General features: G+C 54.6%; 20 protein-coding genes and 2 tRNA genes. 9 read left to right on the top strand and 13 right to left on the bottom strand.

All coding sequences use genetic code 11. The features are described from left to right. Positions 1-236 precede the first annotated feature (236 nt). Together JGF26_RS00570 and JGF26_RS00565 are read right to left on the bottom strand one after the other, a co-directional pair. Positions 237-1,382 (bottom strand): PLP-dependent aspartate aminotransferase family protein, encoded by a 1,146-nt coding sequence (locus tag JGF26_RS00570; protein WP_129324557.1) that lies wholly within the window; start codon positions 1,380-1,382, stop codon positions 237-239. Positions 1,383-1,393: 11 nt separating this feature from the next. Then, positions 1,394-2,764: a cystathionine beta-synthase gene (locus tag JGF26_RS00565; protein ID WP_134707583.1), complete on the bottom strand. Its 1,371-nt coding sequence runs from the start codon at positions 2,762-2,764 to the stop codon at positions 1,394-1,396. Between the two features lie 400 nt (positions 2,765-3,164). On the opposite strand from JGF26_RS00565, the gene JGF26_RS00560 reads away from it, so the two are divergent. The 4 genes from JGF26_RS00560 (at position 3,165) to fumD (ending at position 6,004) form a co-directional block, all read left to right on the top strand. After that, a complete protein-coding gene (locus tag JGF26_RS00560; RefSeq protein ID WP_134707584.1) occupies positions 3,165-4,187 on the top strand; it encodes an ATP-binding cassette domain-containing protein in 1,023 nt (340 codons plus the stop codon). Beyond that, positions 4,180-4,848 (top strand): methionine ABC transporter permease, encoded by a 669-nt coding sequence (locus JGF26_RS00555; RefSeq protein WP_049006353.1) that lies wholly within the window; start codon positions 4,180-4,182, stop codon positions 4,846-4,848. Before JGF26_RS00560 ends, JGF26_RS00555 begins: the two co-directional genes overlap by 8 nt. Positions 4,849-4,871: 23 nt before the next feature. Beyond that, positions 4,872-5,684: a MetQ/NlpA family ABC transporter substrate-binding protein gene (locus JGF26_RS00550; protein ID WP_003857677.1), complete on the top strand. Its 813-nt coding sequence runs from the start codon at positions 4,872-4,874 to the stop codon at positions 5,682-5,684. 110 nt (positions 5,685-5,794) lie between these two features. Then, a complete protein-coding gene (gene fumD / locus JGF26_RS00545) occupies positions 5,795-6,004 on the top strand; it encodes a fumarate hydratase FumD (RefSeq protein WP_008500615.1) in 210 nt (69 codons plus the stop codon). Here fumD and JGF26_RS00540 read toward each other — a convergent pair. From JGF26_RS00540 to JGF26_RS00525, 4 genes are read right to left on the bottom strand one after another with little or no spacing between them, the layout of a single operon-like run. Continuing rightward, on the bottom strand, positions 5,985-6,671 hold the full coding sequence (locus JGF26_RS00540; protein ID WP_108090117.1) for an amino acid ABC transporter permease: 687 nt from the start codon (positions 6,669-6,671) through the stop codon (positions 5,985-5,987). The two genes, fumD and JGF26_RS00540, sit on opposite strands and share 20 nt — an antisense overlap. Continuing rightward, positions 6,655-7,431: an amino acid ABC transporter permease gene (locus JGF26_RS00535; RefSeq protein WP_128347968.1), complete on the bottom strand. Its 777-nt coding sequence runs from the start codon at positions 7,429-7,431 to the stop codon at positions 6,655-6,657. The genes JGF26_RS00540 and JGF26_RS00535 overlap by 17 nt, the downstream gene beginning before the upstream one ends. After that, on the bottom strand, positions 7,431-8,246 hold the full coding sequence (locus JGF26_RS00530; RefSeq protein ID WP_134707585.1) for an amino acid ABC transporter ATP-binding protein: 816 nt from the start codon (positions 8,244-8,246) through the stop codon (positions 7,431-7,433). The genes JGF26_RS00535 and JGF26_RS00530 overlap by 1 nt, the downstream gene beginning before the upstream one ends. Position 8,247: 1 nt before the next feature. After that, entirely contained in the window at positions 8,248-9,078 is an 831-nt protein-coding gene (locus JGF26_RS00525) for an ABC transporter substrate-binding protein (RefSeq protein WP_134707649.1), read from the bottom strand. A 245-nt stretch (positions 9,079-9,323) separates the two neighbouring features. Here JGF26_RS00525 and JGF26_RS00520 point away from each other — a divergent pair, with 245 nt between their 5' ends. Next, positions 9,324-9,491 (top strand): hypothetical protein, encoded by a 168-nt coding sequence (locus JGF26_RS00520; protein WP_032666818.1) that lies wholly within the window; start codon positions 9,324-9,326, stop codon positions 9,489-9,491. Positions 9,492-9,583: 92 nt separating this feature from the next. Here the strand turns inward: JGF26_RS00520 and JGF26_RS00515 are convergent, their stop codons facing one another. After that, the gene (locus JGF26_RS00515; RefSeq protein ID WP_003857665.1) at positions 9,584-9,724 is read right to left on the bottom strand and encodes a hypothetical protein; all 141 of its coding nucleotides are present in this window, start codon (positions 9,722-9,724) and stop codon (positions 9,584-9,586) included. 125 nt (positions 9,725-9,849) lie between these two features. Between JGF26_RS00515 and JGF26_RS00510 the strand changes: the two genes are divergently transcribed. Together JGF26_RS00510 and JGF26_RS00505 are read left to right on the top strand one after the other, a co-directional pair. Further along, positions 9,850-10,632: an MBL fold metallo-hydrolase gene (locus JGF26_RS00510; protein ID WP_134707586.1), complete on the top strand. Its 783-nt coding sequence runs from the start codon at positions 9,850-9,852 to the stop codon at positions 10,630-10,632. A 72-nt stretch (positions 10,633-10,704) separates the two neighbouring features. Further along, complete coding sequence (locus tag JGF26_RS00505) at positions 10,705-11,340, top strand: carbonic anhydrase (protein ID WP_108090114.1); 636 nt, start codon at positions 10,705-10,707, stop codon at positions 11,338-11,340. A gap of 28 nt (positions 11,341-11,368) precedes the next feature. Here the strand turns inward: JGF26_RS00505 and JGF26_RS00500 are convergent, their stop codons facing one another. The 4 genes from JGF26_RS00500 to mdtK form a co-directional block, all read right to left on the bottom strand. Further along, positions 11,369-12,964, bottom strand: coding sequence for an FAD-NAD(P)-binding protein (locus JGF26_RS00500; RefSeq protein ID WP_134707587.1), 1,596 nt, complete (start codon positions 12,962-12,964; stop codon positions 11,369-11,371). 117 nt (positions 12,965-13,081) lie between these two features. Beyond that, a tRNA-Val gene (locus JGF26_RS00495) sits at positions 13,082-13,158 on the bottom strand. A 4-nt stretch (positions 13,159-13,162) separates the two neighbouring features. Beyond that, positions 13,163-13,239: transfer RNA gene (locus tag JGF26_RS00490), tRNA-Val, on the bottom strand. A 153-nt stretch (positions 13,240-13,392) separates the two neighbouring features. Continuing rightward, entirely contained in the window at positions 13,393-14,766 is a 1,374-nt protein-coding gene (mdtK, locus tag JGF26_RS00485) for an MdtK family multidrug efflux MATE transporter (RefSeq protein WP_134707588.1), read from the bottom strand. 225 nt (positions 14,767-14,991) lie between these two features. Here mdtK and JGF26_RS00480 point away from each other — a divergent pair, with 225 nt between their 5' ends. Further along, entirely contained in the window at positions 14,992-15,633 is a 642-nt protein-coding gene (locus tag JGF26_RS00480; RefSeq protein WP_028017281.1) for a riboflavin synthase, read from the top strand. Between the two features lie 31 nt (positions 15,634-15,664). On the opposite strand, the gene cfa is transcribed toward JGF26_RS00480, so the two are convergent. Together cfa and punC are read right to left on the bottom strand one after the other, a co-directional pair. Beyond that, positions 15,665-16,813 carry a cyclopropane fatty acyl phospholipid synthase gene (cfa, locus tag JGF26_RS00475; protein ID WP_108090111.1) on the bottom strand — a complete coding sequence of 383 codons (1,149 nt, stop codon included), beginning with the start codon at positions 16,811-16,813 and terminating at the stop codon, positions 15,665-15,667. Positions 16,814-17,110: 297 nt separating this feature from the next. Then, complete coding sequence (punC, locus tag JGF26_RS00470; RefSeq protein WP_028017283.1) at positions 17,111-18,310, bottom strand: purine nucleoside transporter PunC; 1,200 nt, start codon at positions 18,308-18,310, stop codon at positions 17,111-17,113. A 114-nt stretch (positions 18,311-18,424) separates the two neighbouring features. Between punC and punR the strand changes: the two genes are divergently transcribed. After that, positions 18,425-19,336, top strand: a complete 912-nt coding sequence (gene punR / locus JGF26_RS00465; RefSeq protein WP_129324548.1) for a DNA-binding transcriptional activator PunR — start codon at positions 18,425-18,427, stop codon at positions 19,334-19,336. Positions 19,337-19,350 lie beyond the last annotated feature (14 nt).

Below are 19,350 nucleotides of genomic sequence, written 5' to 3'. Positions count from 1 at the left end.
GTGCCTGAGTGACAGCCCAACGAAGGAGAGGAGAAGTTGTACGTTGTTTTTTGTATTCCAAGCGCTGAAACCATTCACCAGGGATTAGGCGCGCATTATACGCTGATTTTTAGCTAAAAGGAAAATGGAAACGGTGTTTCAGAAATAATCTGTGAAGTTTCACATAATATTGTTATCAAGGCGTTAAGCCATAATGACAACTTATGGCGGCAGGGGATTAACCTGCCGCATTTTGCTTATTTTTTCAGCGCCTGACTGAGGTCGGCAATCAGGTCTTTTGGATCTTCAATTCCCACTGACAGGCGGATCAGCTGCGGCACAATGCCGTTTGCCAGGCGTTGCTCCAGCGGAATCGAGGCGTGCGTCATGCTGTAAGGCTGGCTCACAAGGCTCTCAACGCCGCCCAGGCTTTCCGCAAGGGTGAACAACTTCAGGTTGCGAATCACTTCTGCTGCACGTTGCGCATCGCCTTTTACGACAACAGAAATCATTCCGCCGGGCAATGCCATCTGCGTTCGGGCAAGCGAATATTGTGGGTGCGATTCCAGTCCTGGATAGAACACTTTTTCAACCTGCGGATGTTGCTCCAGCCATTGCGCAATCGCCAGCGCGTTGGTGCTGTGCTTTTCTACCCTCAAAGCCAGCGTGCGAATACCGCGCAGCGTCAGGAAGCTGCTGAACGGATCCAGTACGCCACCGACCGCGTTTTGCAGGTAGCCAAGTTTGTCCGCCAGCGCCTGGTTATCTCCTACCACCGCCAGTCCGGCGACGACGTCAGAGTGGCCGTTAAGGTATTTGGTCGCGGAGTGCACCACGATATCGAAACCCGATTCCAGCGGACGGTGGATCACCGGCGACGCGAAGGTGTTATCCGCCACGCTGATGACGTTATGACGACGGGCGATAGCTGCAATGGCCGCCAGGTCCGCCAGCTTAAGCAGTGGGTTGGTGGGCGTTTCGACCCAGACCATACGCGTATCCGGGCGAATGGCGGCCTCCAGCCCGGCTAAGTCGTCCGGTTTAACCCAGCTGACCTGCAGGCCGGTGCTGTGCTTGCGCACGTTCTCGATCAGGCGATACGTCCCACCGTAAACGTCATCGATGGCGACAATATGGCTGTCTTTATCCAGCAGTTCGAGCACCGTGGAGATGGCCGCCAGACCGGAGGCAAACGCGTAGCCGCGCGTGCCGCCCTCCAGTTCGGCGATGGCGGTCTCCAGCGCGTGGCGAGTCGGGTTGCCGCTCCGGGAATATTCATAGCCGGTATGTTCTCCGGGGGACGGTTGCGCAAACGTTGAGGTGGCATAAATCGGCGGCATCACCGCGCCGTGCTGATCGTTGAACTCGCCGCTGTGGACGCTCAAGGTAGCCAGGTTTTTCATCATCTATTCCTTTATTGCTGAAGACGGTTGCGCCAGGCGGTCAGAACGTCGCTGCGCGTAATCAGACCCAGAAAACGGTCGTTGTCATTGATCACGGCCACCAGACCGCGGTCGAAAATGGTATTCAGGTCGCTTTCCGGGGCGCGTTTATCGAGGAACTCCACCTGACGGGTCATGGCCTCAGTTACGGGAAGTGCGAAGCGATCGCCATCGCCGTCGATATTCCGCAGGAGATCCCACTCGTCGATAATGCCGACGACCTTGCCGTTCTCCAGTACCGGCAACTGGGAGATGTCATACAGACGCATGCGTGCCAGGACGGTGGAAAGCGTGTCGTCCGGGGCGGCGGTGACGGTAGCCCCTTCATCGTGGCGCAGGGCGATATAGTCGGAGAGATCGCCTGCCTGCGGGCGCGTGATCAGGCCTTGCTGACGCATCCAGTCATCGTTGAACATCTTCGAGAGGTACTTATTGCCGCTGTCGCAGGCGAAGGTCACCACGCGTTTTGGCGTGGTTTGCGCCTGGCAATACTTCAGCGCCGCCGCCAGCAGCGTGCCGCTGGAGGAGCCTGCCAGAATACCTTCCGTTTTCAGCAGCTCGCGCGCGGTGGTGAAGGCTTCCCGGTCGGTGATGCGCCAGGCGCGATTCACGCCTTCGATGTGGGCCAGCGGCGGAATAAAGTCTTCGCCAATTCCCTCAACCAGCCAGGAGCCGGCATCGTGATATTTCCCGGTTTCTACCTGGTCTGCCAGAACGGATCCTGCCGGGTCTGCCAGCACAAACTCCGTGTGCGGAGAGTGCTCGGCGAACCACGCCTGCAGGCCGCCCAGCGTCCCGCCTGAACCCACACCCACTACGATAGCGTCGATCTTGCCGTCCAACTGCTCATACAGTTCCGGGGCTGTGGTGGTGCGGTGTGCCAGCGGATTGGCTTCGTTATTGAACTGGTCGATGTAAAACGCGCCGGGCAGCTCGTTGGCCAGGCGCTGGGCGTAATCCTGGTAATAGGCGGGATGGCCCTTATTAACGTCGGAGCGGGTCAGTACCACCTGGGCACCCAGCGCGCGCAGGTGGAAAATTTTCTCGCGGCTCATTTTGTCCGGTACCACCAGGATCAGCGAGTAGCCTTTCTGAGCGGCGATCAGGGCCAGGCCGAGACCGGTATTTCCCGCCGTCGCCTCAATGATCGTACCGCCCGGCTGCAGCTGCCCGGTACGCTCCGCTTCATTAATCATCGACAGCGCAACGCGATCCTTAATAGAACCGCCCGGGTTCTGGTTTTCCAGCTTCAGGAACAGCGAGCAGGGACCGGTATCAAGCTTATGCAGCTGGATAAGCGGGGTACGACCAATGAGTTCGGTGACGGAGTGATAAATCGCCATGATGTTTTCCTTTCTGGATGTCATGACGGGATGATAGGGCGGTGTAATTTTCGCAATAAAGAACCATTCACTGCCGTTTAGAACTGAAAGGAATATAAATGCCGTTTTTGGATGTCAGGATAGCAAGACGTAAAGTTGTCTGGATGTGAGGATGGCTATACCAGTGAGAAATGCTGCAAAAATGACCGATTTTTAAGGGTGTCAGCCAGCAGATATACATCTGGCAGATAATCATTGCTGAAATTGGTCTAAATGCTTCCCTCCCGGTAAATCCGCTGTTTATTTCCCACGGTTATAACACATGCCTTTTTATTCATTTAAAAGCTGATAACGCCTGTTTACACTCGTTTGGACATCCATACTTCTAAACCGCCATGTGCGGGACGGATAACGAATAAGAATGATTGTACTGAGTAATATTTCGAAGGTTTTTGACAACGGAAAAGTGGCACTGACTGCCGTTGATGACGTCAACTTGGCGGTAGAGCAGGGACAGATTTACGGAATTATTGGTTACAGTGGGGCCGGGAAAAGCACGCTGATTCGTCTGCTGAACGGTCTGGAAAAACCCAGCACCGGAAGTGTCACCATTAATGGGCAGAACATTTCTGCCGCCAGTGGCGAGGCGCTGCGCCAGGCACGCCTGAAAATCAGTATGGTGTTCCAGCATTTCAACCTGCTGTGGTCGCGCACGGTTTCAGAAAACATCGCGTTTTCAATGCAAATTGCTGGTGTGCCGAAAGCGAGAATCAAGGCGCGCGTGGCCGAGCTTATCGAGCTCGTTGGGCTGAAAGGGCGTGAGAATGCGTACCCGTCGCAGTTGAGCGGCGGGCAAAAGCAACGTGTAGGCATTGCGCGTGCGCTAGCGAATAACCCCGACGTGCTGCTCTGTGATGAAGCTACGTCAGCGCTCGACCCGCAGACTACCGATCAGATCCTCGATCTGCTGCTGGATATTAATCGCCGCTTCAAACTGACCATCGTGTTGATCACGCACGAGATGCACGTGGTGCGCAAAATCTGCGACCGCGTGGCGGTAATGGAGAACGGTAAAGTGGTGGAAGAAGGGGATGTGCTGAGCGTCTTTACCCATCCACAACAGCCCATTACGCAGCAGTTTGTCCGCCAGGTAAGCCAGTATGCCGAGGAGGAAACCTTTAATAGCGAGCTGGCAAACGATCTGGAAGGCACGGTCATCAAACTGACGTTTACCGGGCACAGCACGCATAAGCCGATCGTAGGTGAGTTGACCCTCCGCTACGGCCTGCCGTTTAACATCCTGCACGGGAAAATGACGCAAACCGCCCACGGCGTGTTTGGCCAGCTCTGGGTGCACGTCGTGGCATCTGACGAACAACTGAACAATATCCTCGCCGACCTGCAGCACAGCGATATTGAAGGCGAGGTGATTAAACATGGCTGAGAATCTCTTTCCGCATCTCAAATGGGATCAGCTCTGGGCGGCGACGCTGGAGACGCTGTACATGACGGCGCTTTCAGGCGTGGCGACGTTTGTGCTGGGTATTGTGCTGGGGCTGGCGCTGTTTTTAACCGCACGCGGTGGGTTGTTTCACAATCGCACGGTGTATAGCGTCATTTCGATTGTGGTGAACGTGTTCCGTTCTATTCCGTTCATCATTTTGATTGTGTTGCTGATCCCGTTCACCAAGACCATTGTTGGCACCATCCTTGGCGCCAACGCGGCACTGCCGGCACTGATTGTAGGCGCCGCACCGTTCTACGCACGCCTGGTGGAGATCGCCCTGCGTGAAGTGGATAAAGGCGTCATCGAAGCAACTCGCTCGATGGGCGCACGACTGAGCACGTTAGTATTTCGGGTTTTACTGCCGGAATCATCACCCGCACTGGTATCAGGTATTACGGTGACGCTGATTGCGCTGGTGAGTTACAGCGCGATGGCAGGGGTGATTGGCGCCGGTGGTTTGGGAAATCTGGCTTATCTGGAAGGATTCCAGCGCAACCATGGTGACGTCACGCTGGTGGCAACGGTGACTATTTTAATCATCGTTTTCATCATTCAGTTCTGCGGCGACATCATTACTTCACTGTTAGATAAACGCTAATAAATACACACAGGAACCACATCATGAAAAAGACACTGACATTGATCGCTGCAGCAACCCTGAGTGCCCTGAGCTTTGCCTCCTGGGCCGACACCCTGACCGTGGGGGCATCCAATACGCCACACGCTGAAATTCTGGAGCAGGCAAAACCGATTCTGGCGAAGCAGGGTATCGACCTGGAGATTAAACCGTTCCAGGACTACATTCTGCCCAACACCGCGCTGGCGGGTCATGATATCGACGCGAACTATTTCCAGCACATCCCTTACCTGAACAGCGTTCTGAAAGATCATGCGGGCGACAAGGATTATGATTTTGTCAGTGCAGGCGCGATCCACATAGAGCCAATCGGCATTTACTCTAAAAAATATAAGTCGCTGAAAGATCTGCCGGAAGGCGGCAAGATCATCATGCGTGACGCTGTTTCTGAAGAGGGCCGTATCCTCTCTATCTTTGAAAAAGAGGGCGTGATCAAGCTGAAACCGGGCATCGACAAAGTGACCGCGCGCATCAGCGACATCGTAGAAAACCCGAAAAAGCTGCAGTTCACCCCTAACGTTGAAGCCTCTCTGCTGCCGCAGATGTACAACAATGATGAAGGCGCTGCGGTGGTGATCAACGCCAACTACGCGATTGACGCCGGTCTGGATCCGGTTCACGACCCGATTGCGGTTGAGAGCGGTGAAAACAACCCGTACGCCAACATCATCACCGTCCATCGCGGTGACGAGAAGAAGAAAGATATCGTTGCGCTGGTGAACGTGCTGCACTCGAAAGAGATTCAGGACTGGATCCGCACCAAGTACAAAGGCGCAGTCATTCCAGTAAACAACTAATTAGCTGATTTTACAGATGAAGCCCGGCGAGTTTCTCGCCGGGCTTCTTTTTTGTATCCGGCAGGAGAATCATTTAAGCTCAACGTTTAACAGGCAATGGAGTGATGACGATGGGTAATGTGACTAAAGATGAAGCGCTGTATCAGGAGATGTGCCGGGTAGTCGGTAAGGTGGTGCTTGAGATGCGTGATTTAGGGCAGGAGCCAAAGCATATTGTCATTGCTGGAGTACTGCGTACCGCGCTGGCGAACCAGCGCGTTAAACGCAGTGAATTAACAACCGAAGCGATGGAAACGGTGGTTAAAGCGCTGGCCGGGTGATACGCCAGCGTTTCGCAAGCTGCTCCAGCGAGCAGCAGAGCAGATAGTAGACCACACCCGTAAAGATAAAAATGGCCGCCGGGTAGATTTGCACCCGGTTGTTGACCTGTCCCGCGACTGTGGTCAGTTCCGGTACGTTCACGATAAACGCCAGCGACGTATCCTTCAGCAGGCTGATAAAAATCCCCACCAGTGACGGCAGAATATTCCTCAGCGCCTGCGGCAGCAGTACGCGCAACAACGTTTGTTGCGTGCTGAATCCCTGAGACAGTGCAGCCTCATATTGCCCGGAGGGTAGCGCGTTAAGTCCGGCCAGCACCGAGTGCATCACGGTTGCCGCCGTAAACCAGGCCAGGGCCAGCGTGACGGTAAGCGCTCCCGGCAGATCGCCCCCGGTAATGAGCGGCAGCAGATACCACATCCAGAAAATCACGAAGATGAGCGGGATACCGCGGATCAGTTCTGCCCACAAAAAGAGGGCCTTTCGCACGAGCCCGGTAAAGCGCCAGGCCAGACACGCGAGAGCAACCCCGCCGGGCAGAGCAATGACGGCTGCTCCAGTCGCCATCATCAACGAGAGCAATACGCCGCCCGGTTCACCCGCTGCCGCACGTCCCCACAGCAGATAATCGAGGTTATCGGTGATGACATTAAGTCCGGCAATCATGTTTTTCACTCCCTGCGGTGACAGCGATGGGGCGTTTACGTTTCGCCTGAGGTCCAATACGAACCAGCACCATTCCCATGACCAGACCGGTCAGGAGATAGAGTGCGGTACCGACAGTAAATGCTTCCAGCGCATGCGCGTTGTAGCTTTCAATCTGCCTGACCTGGTAGGTGAGTTCGGCAAAGCCAATCCCGCTGGCGAGCGAGGAGAGCTTCATCAGATTAAGGTACTGCCCCACAACGGGCTGCCAGGCGTTGGCCAGGCCCTGCGGCAGAAGGATGTGACGAAACAAACGCCACGAAGAGAAACCCTGAGCCAGCGCGGCCTCCCGTTGTCCGGCAGGCACAGAACGTAACCCTGACTCCACCTCTTCGATTAAAAACGCCGAGGTAAAGACGCCCAACCCCCAGGCGGAACATAAAAACTCGGGTGTAAACCACCAGACGTCGCCGGGCAGAATTGACCAGCTGTGATCCGCGTTAACCACGTCGCGAAACGCCTGTGGTAATCCGTTCCAGGCGGCAAAATACCAGAACAGCAGCTGCACCAGCAGCGGCGTATTGCGAAACAGCGATACCCAGCCACTGACGATGGCGCTCCCGAGACGTCCGCCGGAAAGGCGCAGGAGCATAAAAAGTAACGCCAGCAGGCTTGCCAGCATGATCCCCATAATCGTGACCCACAGGGTGGTGAGAAATCCGGAGAATATCCACTGCAGGGGCTGTCCGGTCAGTACCCCGTGCCAGTCGAGCGCGGGCATTACAGATGCTCCTGATGCAGTGGGTTAAGCACCTTTTGCAGGAAACGCTGCGCGCGCGGATGTGAGGGCTGACTAAAAAACTGCGCCGGCGGTGCAATCTCGAGAATTTGCCCGCCGTCGATAAAGACGATCCGGTCGGCAATCTCCCGGGCAAACTGCATCTCGTGGGTCACGACGATCATGGTGATCCCGCTGTGGGCGAGGGCTTTCATCACAAACAGCACTTCGCCAATCATCTCAGGATCGAGAGCCGATGTCGGCTCGTCGAAGAGAATGATTTGCGGCGAAGAGGCCAGAGCACGGGCTATCGCCACGCGCTGCTGTTGACCACCAGAAAGCTCTGTCGGGAAATGGTGGGCTTTTTCCAGCATTCCGACTTTCTCCAGCAGGGACAGCGCGCGCTCCTGGGCAGGTTGCGGCTTCCAGCCGTGAACCTGCTCCAGCGCCAGGGTGATGTTCTGGCTGGCGGTGAGATGGGCATAAAGATTGAATTGCTGGAACACAAACCCCACGCGGCTGCGCAGTTGACGCAGCCCGATACCAGACAGCTTGCCGGTCGGTTTGTTGTCGACAAGGATCTCCCCGCCGCTCAGGGTTTCAAGCTGGTTGATGAGACGAATCAGGGTGGATTTACCGGAACCCGAAGGGCCGAGGATGGCGACCACTTCTCCGGGCGTGATGGTGAGGTTAATGTCGTTTAAAACCTGATGGTCACCGTAGCGTTTGTCCACATGACGAAACTCGACGCTGGCCTGTTCCAGATGTGAAAAATCCGCGGCACCGACCGCGGAGTGTGAAAATAAACCTGAGAGCATATTACTTAGCTTCTATTTTAAAGGCGCGAGGCTGTGGAGCTGGAGTGCCTGGACCAAACCAGACGTCGTAGATTTTTGCCGCCTGGCCGTTCTTCTCGAGATTAACCAGCTCGTCGTTAACGGCCTTCAGCAGCGCGGTTTCACCTTTCTTCACCCCCACGCCAATCTCTTCTTTACTGAGCAGATCGGGCAGGATTTTGAAGTTGGCTTTATCCGGCGCCTGCGCCAGCAGACCGGCCAGAATAGTGTTGTCCTGGGTGATTGCCTGCACGTTGCCATTGCGCAGTGCCGTCAGCGCCAGTGGAATATCGTCATAAGAGAGCACGCGGGACTGCGGGAAACGCTGGTGCAGCGCCTGTTCGCCCGTGGTTCCTTTGACCGCGCCAATACGCGCCCGGCTGTAGTCATCAAGCTTGTCCGGTGATTTCGCCGGAACCAGGAACTGCTGGCCGGTGACGAAGTAAGGCGTCGAGAAATCAATGACCTGTGCGCGTTCCGGGGTGATGGTGATATCCGCCACGATCAGGTCGGCTTTGCCGGACTGCAGCAGCGGAATGCGGTTGGCCGGATTGGTGGCAACCAGTTCAAGCTTCACGCCGAGTGATTTAGCCAGCGCTTTGGCGAAGTCCACGTCGTAACCCACGATCTCATGCGTTTTGGCATCAATCGAGCCAAACGGCGGGTTGGCATCAAATGTGGCTACTTTCACCACCCCTGCTGCCTTGATATCCGCTAGCTGATCGGCCTGCGCCTGCGCTGAAAACAGGCCCCAGGCCGCCACTAATCCCAGAACCAGCGTCCGTTTTTTAAACCCTTTCATTTTTGCTGCCATAGTCATACGCCATCCCGTTGTTTTTGTTTTACCCCGTTACGCTCCCATAAGGGAAAGCTATCGCCAAATAAGAAATCGTTCTTTGCTATGAGCAAAAAAGCATTAGTGAACAAGGTGTTAATGAAGAGTGAAAAGGACGGGGGGCTATTTGCAGATCCTGCACATCGACAGTGGATTTTGGTATTTCCCCTCCACGGGATTTGGGTGCTTAACTGAAGGCAGATACGGCGAGAGAGGGTAAGACGATGAAAAAATGGATCAGCACGTTACGGCGGTTTTTTGCGGCCCGGCCAGCGAATGCGGAGAACAGCGCGCAACGTGTTCTTGAGTCGATACTGCCTGTCGCCAGCCTGTATGGCGTAGACGTTGCCAACATTGACCCGGAGTGGTTCCATGATAAAACGCCACGCTGAACTGCGCCGCACGCGCGAAACGTACTGGAACGAGGTGTGCGCGACGTTTAACGAGTGAAATAAAAAAGCACCGGTTTCCCGGTGCTTTTTTATTAGATCTTGCAGGCGTCGCCGCAGTCGTCGTCGGCGACAATCGCCTGCGCTTTTTTATCCGCGTCGTCCAGACGTTCCGCATTACGCTCTTCTGCTTCATCCAGACCGTTAAACACTAAGTTATCGAGATCAATTTCCATGTTGCACCTGCTCTGTTCAGTTTTTGATACTGGCACAGTATAGGGCAAAAAAAGCCAGCAATGTACCTCGCAGCACATAAGGATAATCCCTGCCATACTCAGTGCTTTATCGCTGAGGAGAACACATGATTACCCTCTGTAAAACCTGCGGAACCGCCTATGATGCACAGCCTGACAGATGCCCGATCTGCGAGGATGACCGTCAGTATGTGCCCGTGACGGGCCAGGTGTGGACAGATTTCGATACCGTCACTGCCACACACAGCAACAAATGGCAGCAGCTGGAGCCGCAATTGTTTAGTATCAAAACGGTGCCCGCATTTGCTATCAACCAGCGGGCATTGCTCCTGCGTACCCCGCACGGCAATATTCTCTGGGACTGTATTGCTAACCTCGACCCGGCAACTAAAACGCTCATCACTGCGCTCGGCGGTATCAGCGCGATTGCGATTTCGCATCCGCACTATTACACCACGATGCAGGAATGGGCTGCGGCGTTTGATGCACCATTGTATCTGCACGCCAGCGACAGAGAATGGGTCATGCGCGATAGCCCGGCAATCCACTTCTGGCAGGACGATGCGCTGGAAATTTTCCCGTCGGTTACTTTGCTGCGCCTCGGCGGTCATTTTGCTGGCGGGACAGTGCTGCACTGGCAGGAAGGTGCGGGGGTATTGCTGGTGGGCGATATTCTGCAGGTCACGCCGGGGAAAGACGCTGTTTCGTTTATGTGGAGCTACCCGAATTATCTCCCGCTGCCGGCCCGCACCGTGGCGACGGTCGTAAGTCATCTGGAAGGCAGAAGGTTTGCACGGCTGTACGGCGCATTCGAAGGGCAGAACATTCTTGCCTTTGCTGACGAGATCGTGCGGCGGTCGGGCCAGAAATATATTGCTTGTCTGAAGTAAACCACGGTGGGTAAACTTTACGAGTGTGATCTCGATCATGCCTAAACTAAAACAGATAAAAGAGACATTGCTATGCAACATATCATTGAAGGTTTTCTCAGCTTTCAAAAAGAGATTTTCCCGCAACGTAAAGAACTCTTCCGCAGTTTAGCGTCCAGCCAGAATCCCAAAGCGCTGTTCATCTCATGCTCCGACAGCCGTCTGGTCCCGGAACTGGTCACCCAGCAGGAGCCAGGACAACTCTTTGTCATTCGTAATGCTGGCAACATCGTGCCGCCGTTCGGACCTGAGCCTGGCGGTGTGTCCGCAACCATCGAATACGCTGTTGTGGCGCTGGGTGTGACGGATATCGTGATTTGCGGTCACTCCAACTGTGGTGCGATGAAGGCGATTGCCGATAACGCGAACCTGGAGCCGATGCCTGCTGTGTCGCACTGGTTGCGCTATTCCGATGCGGCAAAAGCGGTGGTTGAGAAGAAAATCTGGGATAAGCCGATCGATAAAGTCAACGCGATGGTGCAGGAAAACGTATTTGCGCAGCTGAGCAACATTAAGACCCATCCATCCGTGGCGGTGGGCCTGCGTAACAACTCTATCCGACTGCACGGCTGGGTGTATGACATTGAAAGCGGCGAAATTCGCGCGCTGGATAAAGCGACGAAAACCTTCGTTTCGCTGTCTGAAAACCCGGAAGTGTATTTCGAGTAATCCATTACAGCAGGGCATGGATGCCCTGTCAGTCCTCACTATACGGTAATTTCCGCCGTAACCCAGACGCGGTTTTTTCTGCCGCTTTCGCCATCGCCTCTGCAATCTCTGCACACTCCGCCAGCCCCTGAACGAAGGGACGATCGTGCATTAGCCACGGTATCGCGCCGAAGGCGATGCGCCCGCGAACGGTGTCAGGCGCTTTTAAGGTGTAATCTTCGCCGATGTCGGGTATCTCTTCACCCGTTGCTTCCAGCTGCTTGCGCAGCGTCGGGAAGGGCAGATCTTTCGTTTTGAGCGGCTTTTGCCCGCGCGCATCAATAAAAACGTCGAAACGGTAGACGGTCTCTTTTGTGGCGATTGCTGCGCTATCGCTGCCAATATCCAGCGTGTAATTGTCACCGAGCGCAGCCACGCTAATAATGCCGGCTTCGCGAAGCGCGAGCAGCCTGCGAATAGACTGTGGAGGGATAGCCGCATAGTTGTCGATAAAGACCCGGGCCAGACCTTGTTTGAAGCGCTTACTGTCGCGATCGTCGAGATGCGGTACGATCGTCTGAACCACTTCATGGAGCCGAAGCACGGTGTAGCGCCAGGCCACGGTGCGGTGTTCCTGTTTGTTTCTCTCAACCTCGTCGAGGTTTTCTTCGGCCCAGGTGAACGGGTCGTGTCGTTTACGATCTTCAAACCAGGCCTCACGCATGCTGTCTGCCGTCTGCTTATGCAGAGCAACTTTCTTACACCATGCGGGGTCAGCAAGTTCAAGCTCTCTCACCATCAGGGCAAAAATGCGATCAAGCAGGCCATCCGGCCCTTTGGCAATTTCGCGTTCAACCGCGAGCTCAGTCAACACTGACAACGGTTCGTAAGGAATAGGGCAGTAAAAATCGGCTTCCGGGAGAATGCCCGTTCGGGACATCAGGACAATCTTTAACGCCTCGCTGCCTGTATCCAGAACGAATTTACCGTCGCGAAACGCGCCGTGCTGCATCACTACCGCCATTGCCGCGTCAAGACCGCTTAACGATGTCCCCATGATACCAACACGGCAGGGCGGAATTTTGGCATCCATCAGACCGGACCACGGGCTTGGGAAGTACGTGCGAGAGGCTTCGTCGTCTTCAGGCCAGACGTGGCCGGTGGCGATAACCGCAAGGTCAAAGCGTTCAGGAAAACTGCTGTCGTTGACGGAAAGCGTGACGCCGTCATTCGTGGGCACGATGTCGGTGACCCGGGCAGACTCATGGATTTCAACATGGAACCCGCGTTTTTTCGCCTCTTTTACGATTGACCAAAAGCTGTCGCAGAAATACTCACCCAGCAGGAGCCGGGGCAGGAACTGCCGGTCATGCAAACGGGATTTATCCACCTTAAAGCGTGCCAGATGGGTTTCGCTCTGGTCATTAAGCCAGTCGAGGTAGGACATGAACAGTGGCGGGATTTCAATGCTCGCAATGTTCGCCAACATCAGACGAGAATTATCGTCGTCGTTATAGGGCATACCCACGCCCGAGTTATCAGCTTGCTCAAAGACGTAAACCGAAAGCGGCTGCGGATTATTAAGAAGTGCGTAAAAGGTATAAATCCCTGTAGGGCCGGAACCGATAATGGCGATTTTCTTCATCGACGGTATTCCTCTTTTTTTCCATGAGGAAAGCGTAGCAGGAGAACAGTGATGAAAATAAGGGATTAGGATAATTCAGGAAATCAGAGGGGAATTTGCACCATTTCAGGACTGAAATGGTGCGTCCGAGTGGACTCGAACCACCGACCCCCACCATGTCAAGGTGGTGCTCTAACCAACTGAGCTACGGACGCAGAATGGTGCGTTCAATTGGACTCGAACCAACGACCCCCACCATGTCAAGGTGGTGCTCTAACCAACTGAGCTATGAACGCAACGTGTTGTCGGTGACAACGGGGACGAATATTAGCGGCACAGCACCAATGAGGCAAGAGGGAAAATGCATTTTTCTCTCTGATTTCACGCGATTGCTGTATTACCGCGCAAAGTGAAGATAAAGTAGCCGCCGGCTGGCGGCTACTGCGTAATTAACGTGCTGCGCGTTGCAAAATGACCGTTGATGGCTGACGTTGCAGGAAGCGCATTCGCATCATCATCATAATTGCCGCAGAGGTCAGACCGATGATAAAGCCCATCCAGAATCCGGCCGGACCCATGCGGTCAACCACCAGGTCGGTCAGGGCCAGAATGTAACCACACGGCAGACCCAATACCCAGTAGGCGATGAAGGTAATAAAGAAGATGGAACGCGTGTCTTTATATCCACGCAGCACACCGCTGCCAATCACCTGAATGGAATCAGATATCTGGTATACCGCTGCCAGCAGCATCAGATGCGACGCCAGAGCCACGACTTCGGGGTTGTCATTGTAGAGCAGGGCGATTTGTTCGCGTAGCGTGACGGTAAAGAGTGCTGTACAGATGGCCATGCAGACACCGACACCCAGCCCGGTTCGCGCGGCTGTTTGCGCGTCTATCGTCGAACCTTGCCCCAAACGGAAGCCGACACGGATAGTCACCGACGCCGCCAGCGACAACGGCAGGACGAACATCAGCGAGCTGAAGTTCAGCGCAATCTGGTGCCCGGCTACGTTCACAATGCCCAACGGGGAGACCAGCAGGGCGACCACGGCGAAAAGCGTCACCTCGAAGAACAGCGCGAGGGCAATCGGCAAACCTAGCTGCACCAGACGCGTCATGATGCTCCAGTCTGGCGTACTAAATCTGTTCTCGTTGCGGATATCGCGCATGGAACGGGCGCGTTTTACAAAGGCGATCATCGAGAAGAACATCACCCAGTAAACGGCTGCCGTCGCCACGCCGCAGCCGACGCCACCCAGTTCCGGCATTCCGAAATGACCGTAAATAAAGACATAGTTAACAGGAATATTGACCAGCAAACCAATAAAGCCCATCACCATCCCAGGTTTCGTTTTCGCCAGACCTTCACACTGGTTACGCGCCACCTGGAAAAAGAGGTAGCCTGGAGTCCCCCAGAGCAGGGCGCGCAGATAACCCACGGCTTTGTCAGCCAGTGCCGGGTCAATGTTATGCATGGCGCGAATAATATGGCCCGCGTTCCAGAGCACCACCATAATTAGCACGGAGACAAACCCCGCCAGCCAGAAACCCTGACGGACCTGATGGGCAATGCGCTCGCGACGACCCGAGCCATTGAGCTGGGCGATAACAGGCGTGAGCGCGAGCAGCAGACCGTGGCCGAACAGGATGGCCGGAAGCCAGATTGACGTGCCGATAGCAACGGCAGCCATATCGGTGGCGCTATAGCCACCCGCCATTACCGTATCCACAAATCCCATTGCGGTCTGGGCCACTTGCGCGACGATCACTGGTATAGCCAGTGCCAATAACTGGCGCGCTTCATTCATGTACTTCTGCACGTGAACACCTTTATTTTGTTGTTATTTGAGAGACTAAAAAAGCCGCCGAAACGGGCAGCAAGAAGAAAATGCAGGGGGGTGCCAGCTATTGTAGCGGGCTTTAGCTATTTATCTAGTGAAAAAATCGCCAGAAAATGCGCTCCGCTGGCAACCTGTTTTTCCAACTGTTATTGTGATGGGATTAAACGGTGTCACCACCGTCCGGAAAAAACAGGAGTTGTAAGCATGTTTACTGGTATTGTGCAGGGTACCGCCAAAGTGGTGTCCATTGATGAAAAACCTAATTTCCGAACTCATGTTGTTGAGCTGCCGGAATATATGCTTGAGGGCATTGAAACCGGTGCCTCGATTGCGCATAACGGCTGCTGCCTGACCGTGACCGAAATTAACGGCAACCAGATCAGCTTTGATTTAATGAAAGAGACGCTGCGTATCACCAACCTGGGTGAGCTGGCGGTTGGGGATACCGTCAACGTTGAACGTGCGGCGAAGTTCAGCGATGAGATTGGCGGGCATCTGATGTCGGGGCACATCATGACCACTGCCGAAGTGGCGAAAATTGTGACCTCGGAAAATAACCGTCAAATCTGGTTTAAAATGCAGGATCCTTCATTAATGAAATACATCCTGTACAAGGGGTTTATTGGTATTGATGGGATTAGTCTGACTGTCGGGGAAGTGACGCCGACGCGTTTTTGTGTGCATTTAATTCCTGAAACGCTGCAGCGCACCACGCTGGGGGCGAAAAAACTGGGGCATCGCGTAAATATCGAAATCGATCCGCAAACTCAGGCGGTGGTGGATACCGTTGAGCGTGTGCTGGCGGCAAAAGAAGCCGCAATAATTAAAACAGCAGAAGAAGAATAAAAAATAACCCCGGGTAACCGGGGTTATTTTTTTAGCGGGCGACACGCAAACCGTGTTCAATGCCACGGCTGAATACCACCTGCCAGAGCTGAATATCCCGCGCGCGAAACGCCCCCGCGCAGGCATTCAAATAATAGCTAAACATCCGCTTGAATCGTTCAGAATAGTTGTCCGCAATCTCAGGCCAGGCTTCCTGAAAACGAGCATGCCATGCCATCAACGTGGTGTCATAATCCGCACCGAAGTTATGCCAGTCTTCCATCACGAAATGGGGTTCACTGGCGTTGGCAATCTGGCGAACGGACGGTAAACAGCCATTCGGAAAGATGTATTTGTTGATCCACGGGTCAACGTTGTTATCGGTTCGCTTAGAGCCGATGGTATGCAGCAGGAAGATGCCGTCCGGTTTCAAATTACGATCCACCACGTCAAAATAGGTGTTGTAGTTCTTCGGTCCCACGTGCTCGAACATGCCCACCGAAACGATACGGTCAAACTGTTCGTTAAGATCGCGGTAATCCTGTAGCCGGATATCCACATCGAGACCCTGGCAGCGTTCCCGCGCCATCTTTTGCTGTTCAGCTGAAATAGTGACACCCACCACGCTGACGCCGTAGTGCTTCGCCATAAACCAGGCCAGCCCACCCCAGCCGCAGCCGATATCCAGCACGCGCATTCCGGGTTCTAACTTCAGTTTCTCGCTAATCAGATGCAGCTTAGCCTGTTGAGCCTCTTCCAGCGTCGAAGCCTCTTTCCAGTAAGCGCAGGAATATTGCATGAAGGGGTCAAGCATACGGTTGAACAGGTCGTTGCCGAGATCGTAATGCTCTTTGCCGACGATCCACGCGCGTTTTTTACTTTGCAGATTAAACAGCCGGGCAGAGGCGACGCGCAGTGTGTCTTTCAGATTGCGGGGGAGTTGATTTTCCAGACCGGCACGCAACACGCTGGAGAAGAAGATATCCAGCCGTTCGCACTCCCACCAACCGTCCATATAGCTTTCCCCCAGGCCTAACGAACCCTCCCGCAACACGCGCTTAAAAAAGTCGGGATGTTTAACCTGGGGATCGGCTGGCGACGATCCATTGATAGTGATGCCTGCTCGACCTAACAGTTCACTGACGATCCGGGACCAGTTATCGTCCGGAACGCTGACTTCTTCTATACACGATGAACTCATAGCTTCTCCATCACCCTGTGTGATCAGAACCTTCAAACAGCGTAGACGCTTTTTTTGGTTTGTGAGAAATCTCACGGTAAATACCGCGAGGCTAATATCCGACGTAGAACAGAGGAAGGGAGATAACCCTTGCCGAAATGCCTTCCATGGTAAAACGGGAGCACTCCGGCTCCCGTTAACACTTAATATTTATCGTATTTAATCGAACCAAATTTAGTATAGGCCTCAAAATTTGGTGATTCAATAAAAAATTCTTAGCAACCTAATCACTGGAAGTTAACATAATTTCCGACGCGATTACGCATGCGACGTTTCAACTGGCGTGCTGTCATTCAGCTCACGCTGTGCGGAAGCCTGCATACGGTAGCCCACAAAGGCCAGCACAACGGTCACCAGCATCACGGTAGTGGTGGTCAGGAGCGGTGTGGCAATCAGCGCAGAGACCACCAGGCTTGCCAGGAAGCACAGACCCAACTGCAGGGTGTTCTGCAGCGCAGCCGCGCGACCCGTCGCCTGCGGAAACGGACGTAATGCCTGCGCCACAACGATAGGGTAGATTGCCCCGTTAGCAACGGCCATCACGCAGAATGGCATTAAAATTTCTACCAGACCGGTGCCAGGGATAAAACCAACGGCCCATGTCCCGATAACGCTCAATGCATACAGCACCAGCAGCCACGGCAGCATCTGCTGACCTTCCCATTTCTGCAGCGCCGCACGACAGCCGTACCCACCCACCAGGAATGCGATGGTTTGCGGGACATAGCTCAGGCCGATCGCCGCCGGGCTGTACCCCATATCGTGCAGAATAAATGGCGAACCGGTCAGCCACGCGAAGAAGCTCGCCGAGCAGGCGGCATAAATCAGGACATTACCTCGATACGCTTTGGCACTCAGCAAAGAGGTAAAGGTAATGGGCTTCGCATCCGCATGTGCCTCTTTTTTATGCGCTGGTTTGAGCGCGAATGCCGGCAGCATGAGTACCAGCGTGATGGCAAACAGGGTGGCAAAGATGGCCTGCCACTCGAAATGCACCAGGATCCAGCTGCCCAGCAGCGGGGCGAGGGCAGGTGAAAGCCCTACCAGCGGCATAATGGTGGCGAAAATCCGGTTGGTGCGGTTGGCTGGGTAGTAGTCGGTAACAAGGGCCTGCCAGGTCACCGCTGCTGCACAGACGCCGACGGCCTGCACAAAGCGCAGCACCAGCAGCCAGGTTGCATCGCGTACCCATAACATACCCAGACAGCCGACGGCAAAAATGCCAAGTCCCAGCAACAGTACTGGTTTACGGCCAAAACGATCTGATAGCGGCCCCCAAAGTAGCTGCGCGAAGGCGAAACCGGCGAGGAACAAACTCAGGCTGGCGCTGATGGCCGCTGCAGGGGTTTGCAAATCTTCCTGCATGGCGGCGAAAGCCGGCAGGTACATATCAGTGGCCAAAAAGCCAAGCACGCTTAAGCCGCCGAGCCAGACTAAAAAACCTTTCCTGGGTTGCATTGTTTTATTCTCCTGAGGAGGTAGGTATACATTGGCGCTGAGTGTAGGGAGTGCAAAGCCGCTTGTGAAACGCTAATATTTGGCGTGTGCATTCAAATTTTTTGCAGGCAGAAAATGTGGTCAGATTATTCTCTTGAAGTGGTCGATGCTGTCGCGCGTAACGGCAGTTTCAGTGGAGCGGCGCAGGAGTTACACCGCGTGCCTTCAGCTATCAGTTACACGGTGCGTCAGCTGGAGGAGTGGCTGGCTGTTCCGCTGTTTGAACGGCGACATCGTGATGTGGAATTAACGCCCGCCGGCGCGTGGTTTTTGAAAGAAGGACGTTCTGTCATCAAAAAAATGCAGATCACCCGCGAACAGTGTCAGCAGATCGCTAACGGCTGGCGGGGGCATCTTTCCATCGCGGTGGATAATATCGTCAAACCCGAGCGTACCCGGCAAATGATTGTCGATTTCTATCGTCATTTTTCTGACGTTGAATTGCGGGTGTCGCAGGAAGTGTTTAACGGCGTCTGGGATGCGCTGGCGGACGGCAGGGCAGAGATGGCGATCGGGGCCACGCAGGCGATTCCGGTTGGGGGACGTTATGCGTTTCGCGATATGGGGATGCTGAGCTGGAAATGCGTGGTGGCAAGCGATCATCCGCTGGCGGCTCTGGAAGGCCCCTTGAGCGACGATACGCTACGCAACTGGCCATCGCTGGTGCTGGAGGATACGTCCCGTTCATTACCCAAGCGTATCACCTGGCTTCTGGATAACCAGCGGCGGGTGGTTGCACCCGACTGGGAATCGTCGGCGACGTGCCTCAGTGCTGGCTTGTGCGTTGCGATGGTGCCCGTTCATTTTGCGCGGCCGCGAATTGACACCGGAGAGTGGGTTGAGTTGACGCTAGAGAACCCGTTCCCGGATGCGGCCTGTTGCCTCACCTGGCAACAAAATGATGTCTCGCCAGCGATGGCCTGGCTGCTGGATTATTTGGGAGACAGCGAAACGCTAAACCGGGAATGGCTACGGGAGCCAGCTTAACTGGCCCCGTGAAG

Origin of the sequence: Enterobacter sp. E1, from assembly GCF_016809815.1 — a bacterium.
GTDB lineage: Bacteria > Pseudomonadota > Gammaproteobacteria > Enterobacterales > Enterobacteriaceae > Enterobacter > Enterobacter adelaidei.
Note: the sequence above shows the minus strand (reverse complement) of the source record. Positions and strands in the feature narration are given on the sequence as shown.

Coding starts and splice junctions, on each gene's coding strand:
- JGF26_RS00525 (WP_134707649.1), bottom strand. CDS start 9,078: ATGGCAGCAAAAATGAAAGGGTTTAAAAAACGGACGCTGGTTCTGGGA.
- JGF26_RS00520 (WP_032666818.1), top strand. CDS start 9,324: ATGAAAAAATGGATCAGCACGTTACGGCGGTTTTTTGCGGCCCGGCCA.
- cfa (WP_108090111.1), bottom strand. CDS start 16,813: ATGAGTTCATCGTGTATAGAAGAAGTCAGCGTTCCGGACGATAACTGG.
- JGF26_RS00540 (WP_108090117.1), bottom strand. CDS start 6,671: ATGATTGCCGGACTTAATGTCATCACCGATAACCTCGATTATCTGCTG.
- JGF26_RS00510 (WP_134707586.1), top strand. CDS start 9,850: ATGATTACCCTCTGTAAAACCTGCGGAACCGCCTATGATGCACAGCCT.
- JGF26_RS00480 (WP_028017281.1), top strand. CDS start 14,992: ATGTTTACTGGTATTGTGCAGGGTACCGCCAAAGTGGTGTCCATTGAT.
- JGF26_RS00560 (WP_134707584.1), top strand. CDS start 3,165: ATGATTGTACTGAGTAATATTTCGAAGGTTTTTGACAACGGAAAAGTG.
- JGF26_RS00555 (WP_049006353.1), top strand. CDS start 4,180: ATGGCTGAGAATCTCTTTCCGCATCTCAAATGGGATCAGCTCTGGGCG.
- punR (WP_129324548.1), top strand. CDS start 18,425: ATGTGGTCAGATTATTCTCTTGAAGTGGTCGATGCTGTCGCGCGTAAC.
- fumD (WP_008500615.1), top strand. CDS start 5,795: ATGGGTAATGTGACTAAAGATGAAGCGCTGTATCAGGAGATGTGCCGG.
- JGF26_RS00505 (WP_108090114.1), top strand. CDS start 10,705: ATGCAACATATCATTGAAGGTTTTCTCAGCTTTCAAAAAGAGATTTTC.
- JGF26_RS00550 (WP_003857677.1), top strand. CDS start 4,872: ATGAAAAAGACACTGACATTGATCGCTGCAGCAACCCTGAGTGCCCTG.
- JGF26_RS00565 (WP_134707583.1), bottom strand. CDS start 2,764: ATGGCGATTTATCACTCCGTCACCGAACTCATTGGTCGTACCCCGCTT.
- JGF26_RS00515 (WP_003857665.1), bottom strand. CDS start 9,724: ATGGAAATTGATCTCGATAACTTAGTGTTTAACGGTCTGGATGAAGCA.
- punC (WP_028017283.1), bottom strand. CDS start 18,310: ATGCAACCCAGGAAAGGTTTTTTAGTCTGGCTCGGCGGCTTAAGCGTG.
- JGF26_RS00570 (WP_129324557.1), bottom strand. CDS start 1,382: ATGAAAAACCTGGCTACCTTGAGCGTCCACAGCGGCGAGTTCAACGAT.
- JGF26_RS00530 (WP_134707585.1), bottom strand. CDS start 8,246: ATGCTCTCAGGTTTATTTTCACACTCCGCGGTCGGTGCCGCGGATTTT.
- JGF26_RS00500 (WP_134707587.1), bottom strand. CDS start 12,964: ATGAAGAAAATCGCCATTATCGGTTCCGGCCCTACAGGGATTTATACC.
- JGF26_RS00535 (WP_128347968.1), bottom strand. CDS start 7,431: ATGCCCGCGCTCGACTGGCACGGGGTACTGACCGGACAGCCCCTGCAG.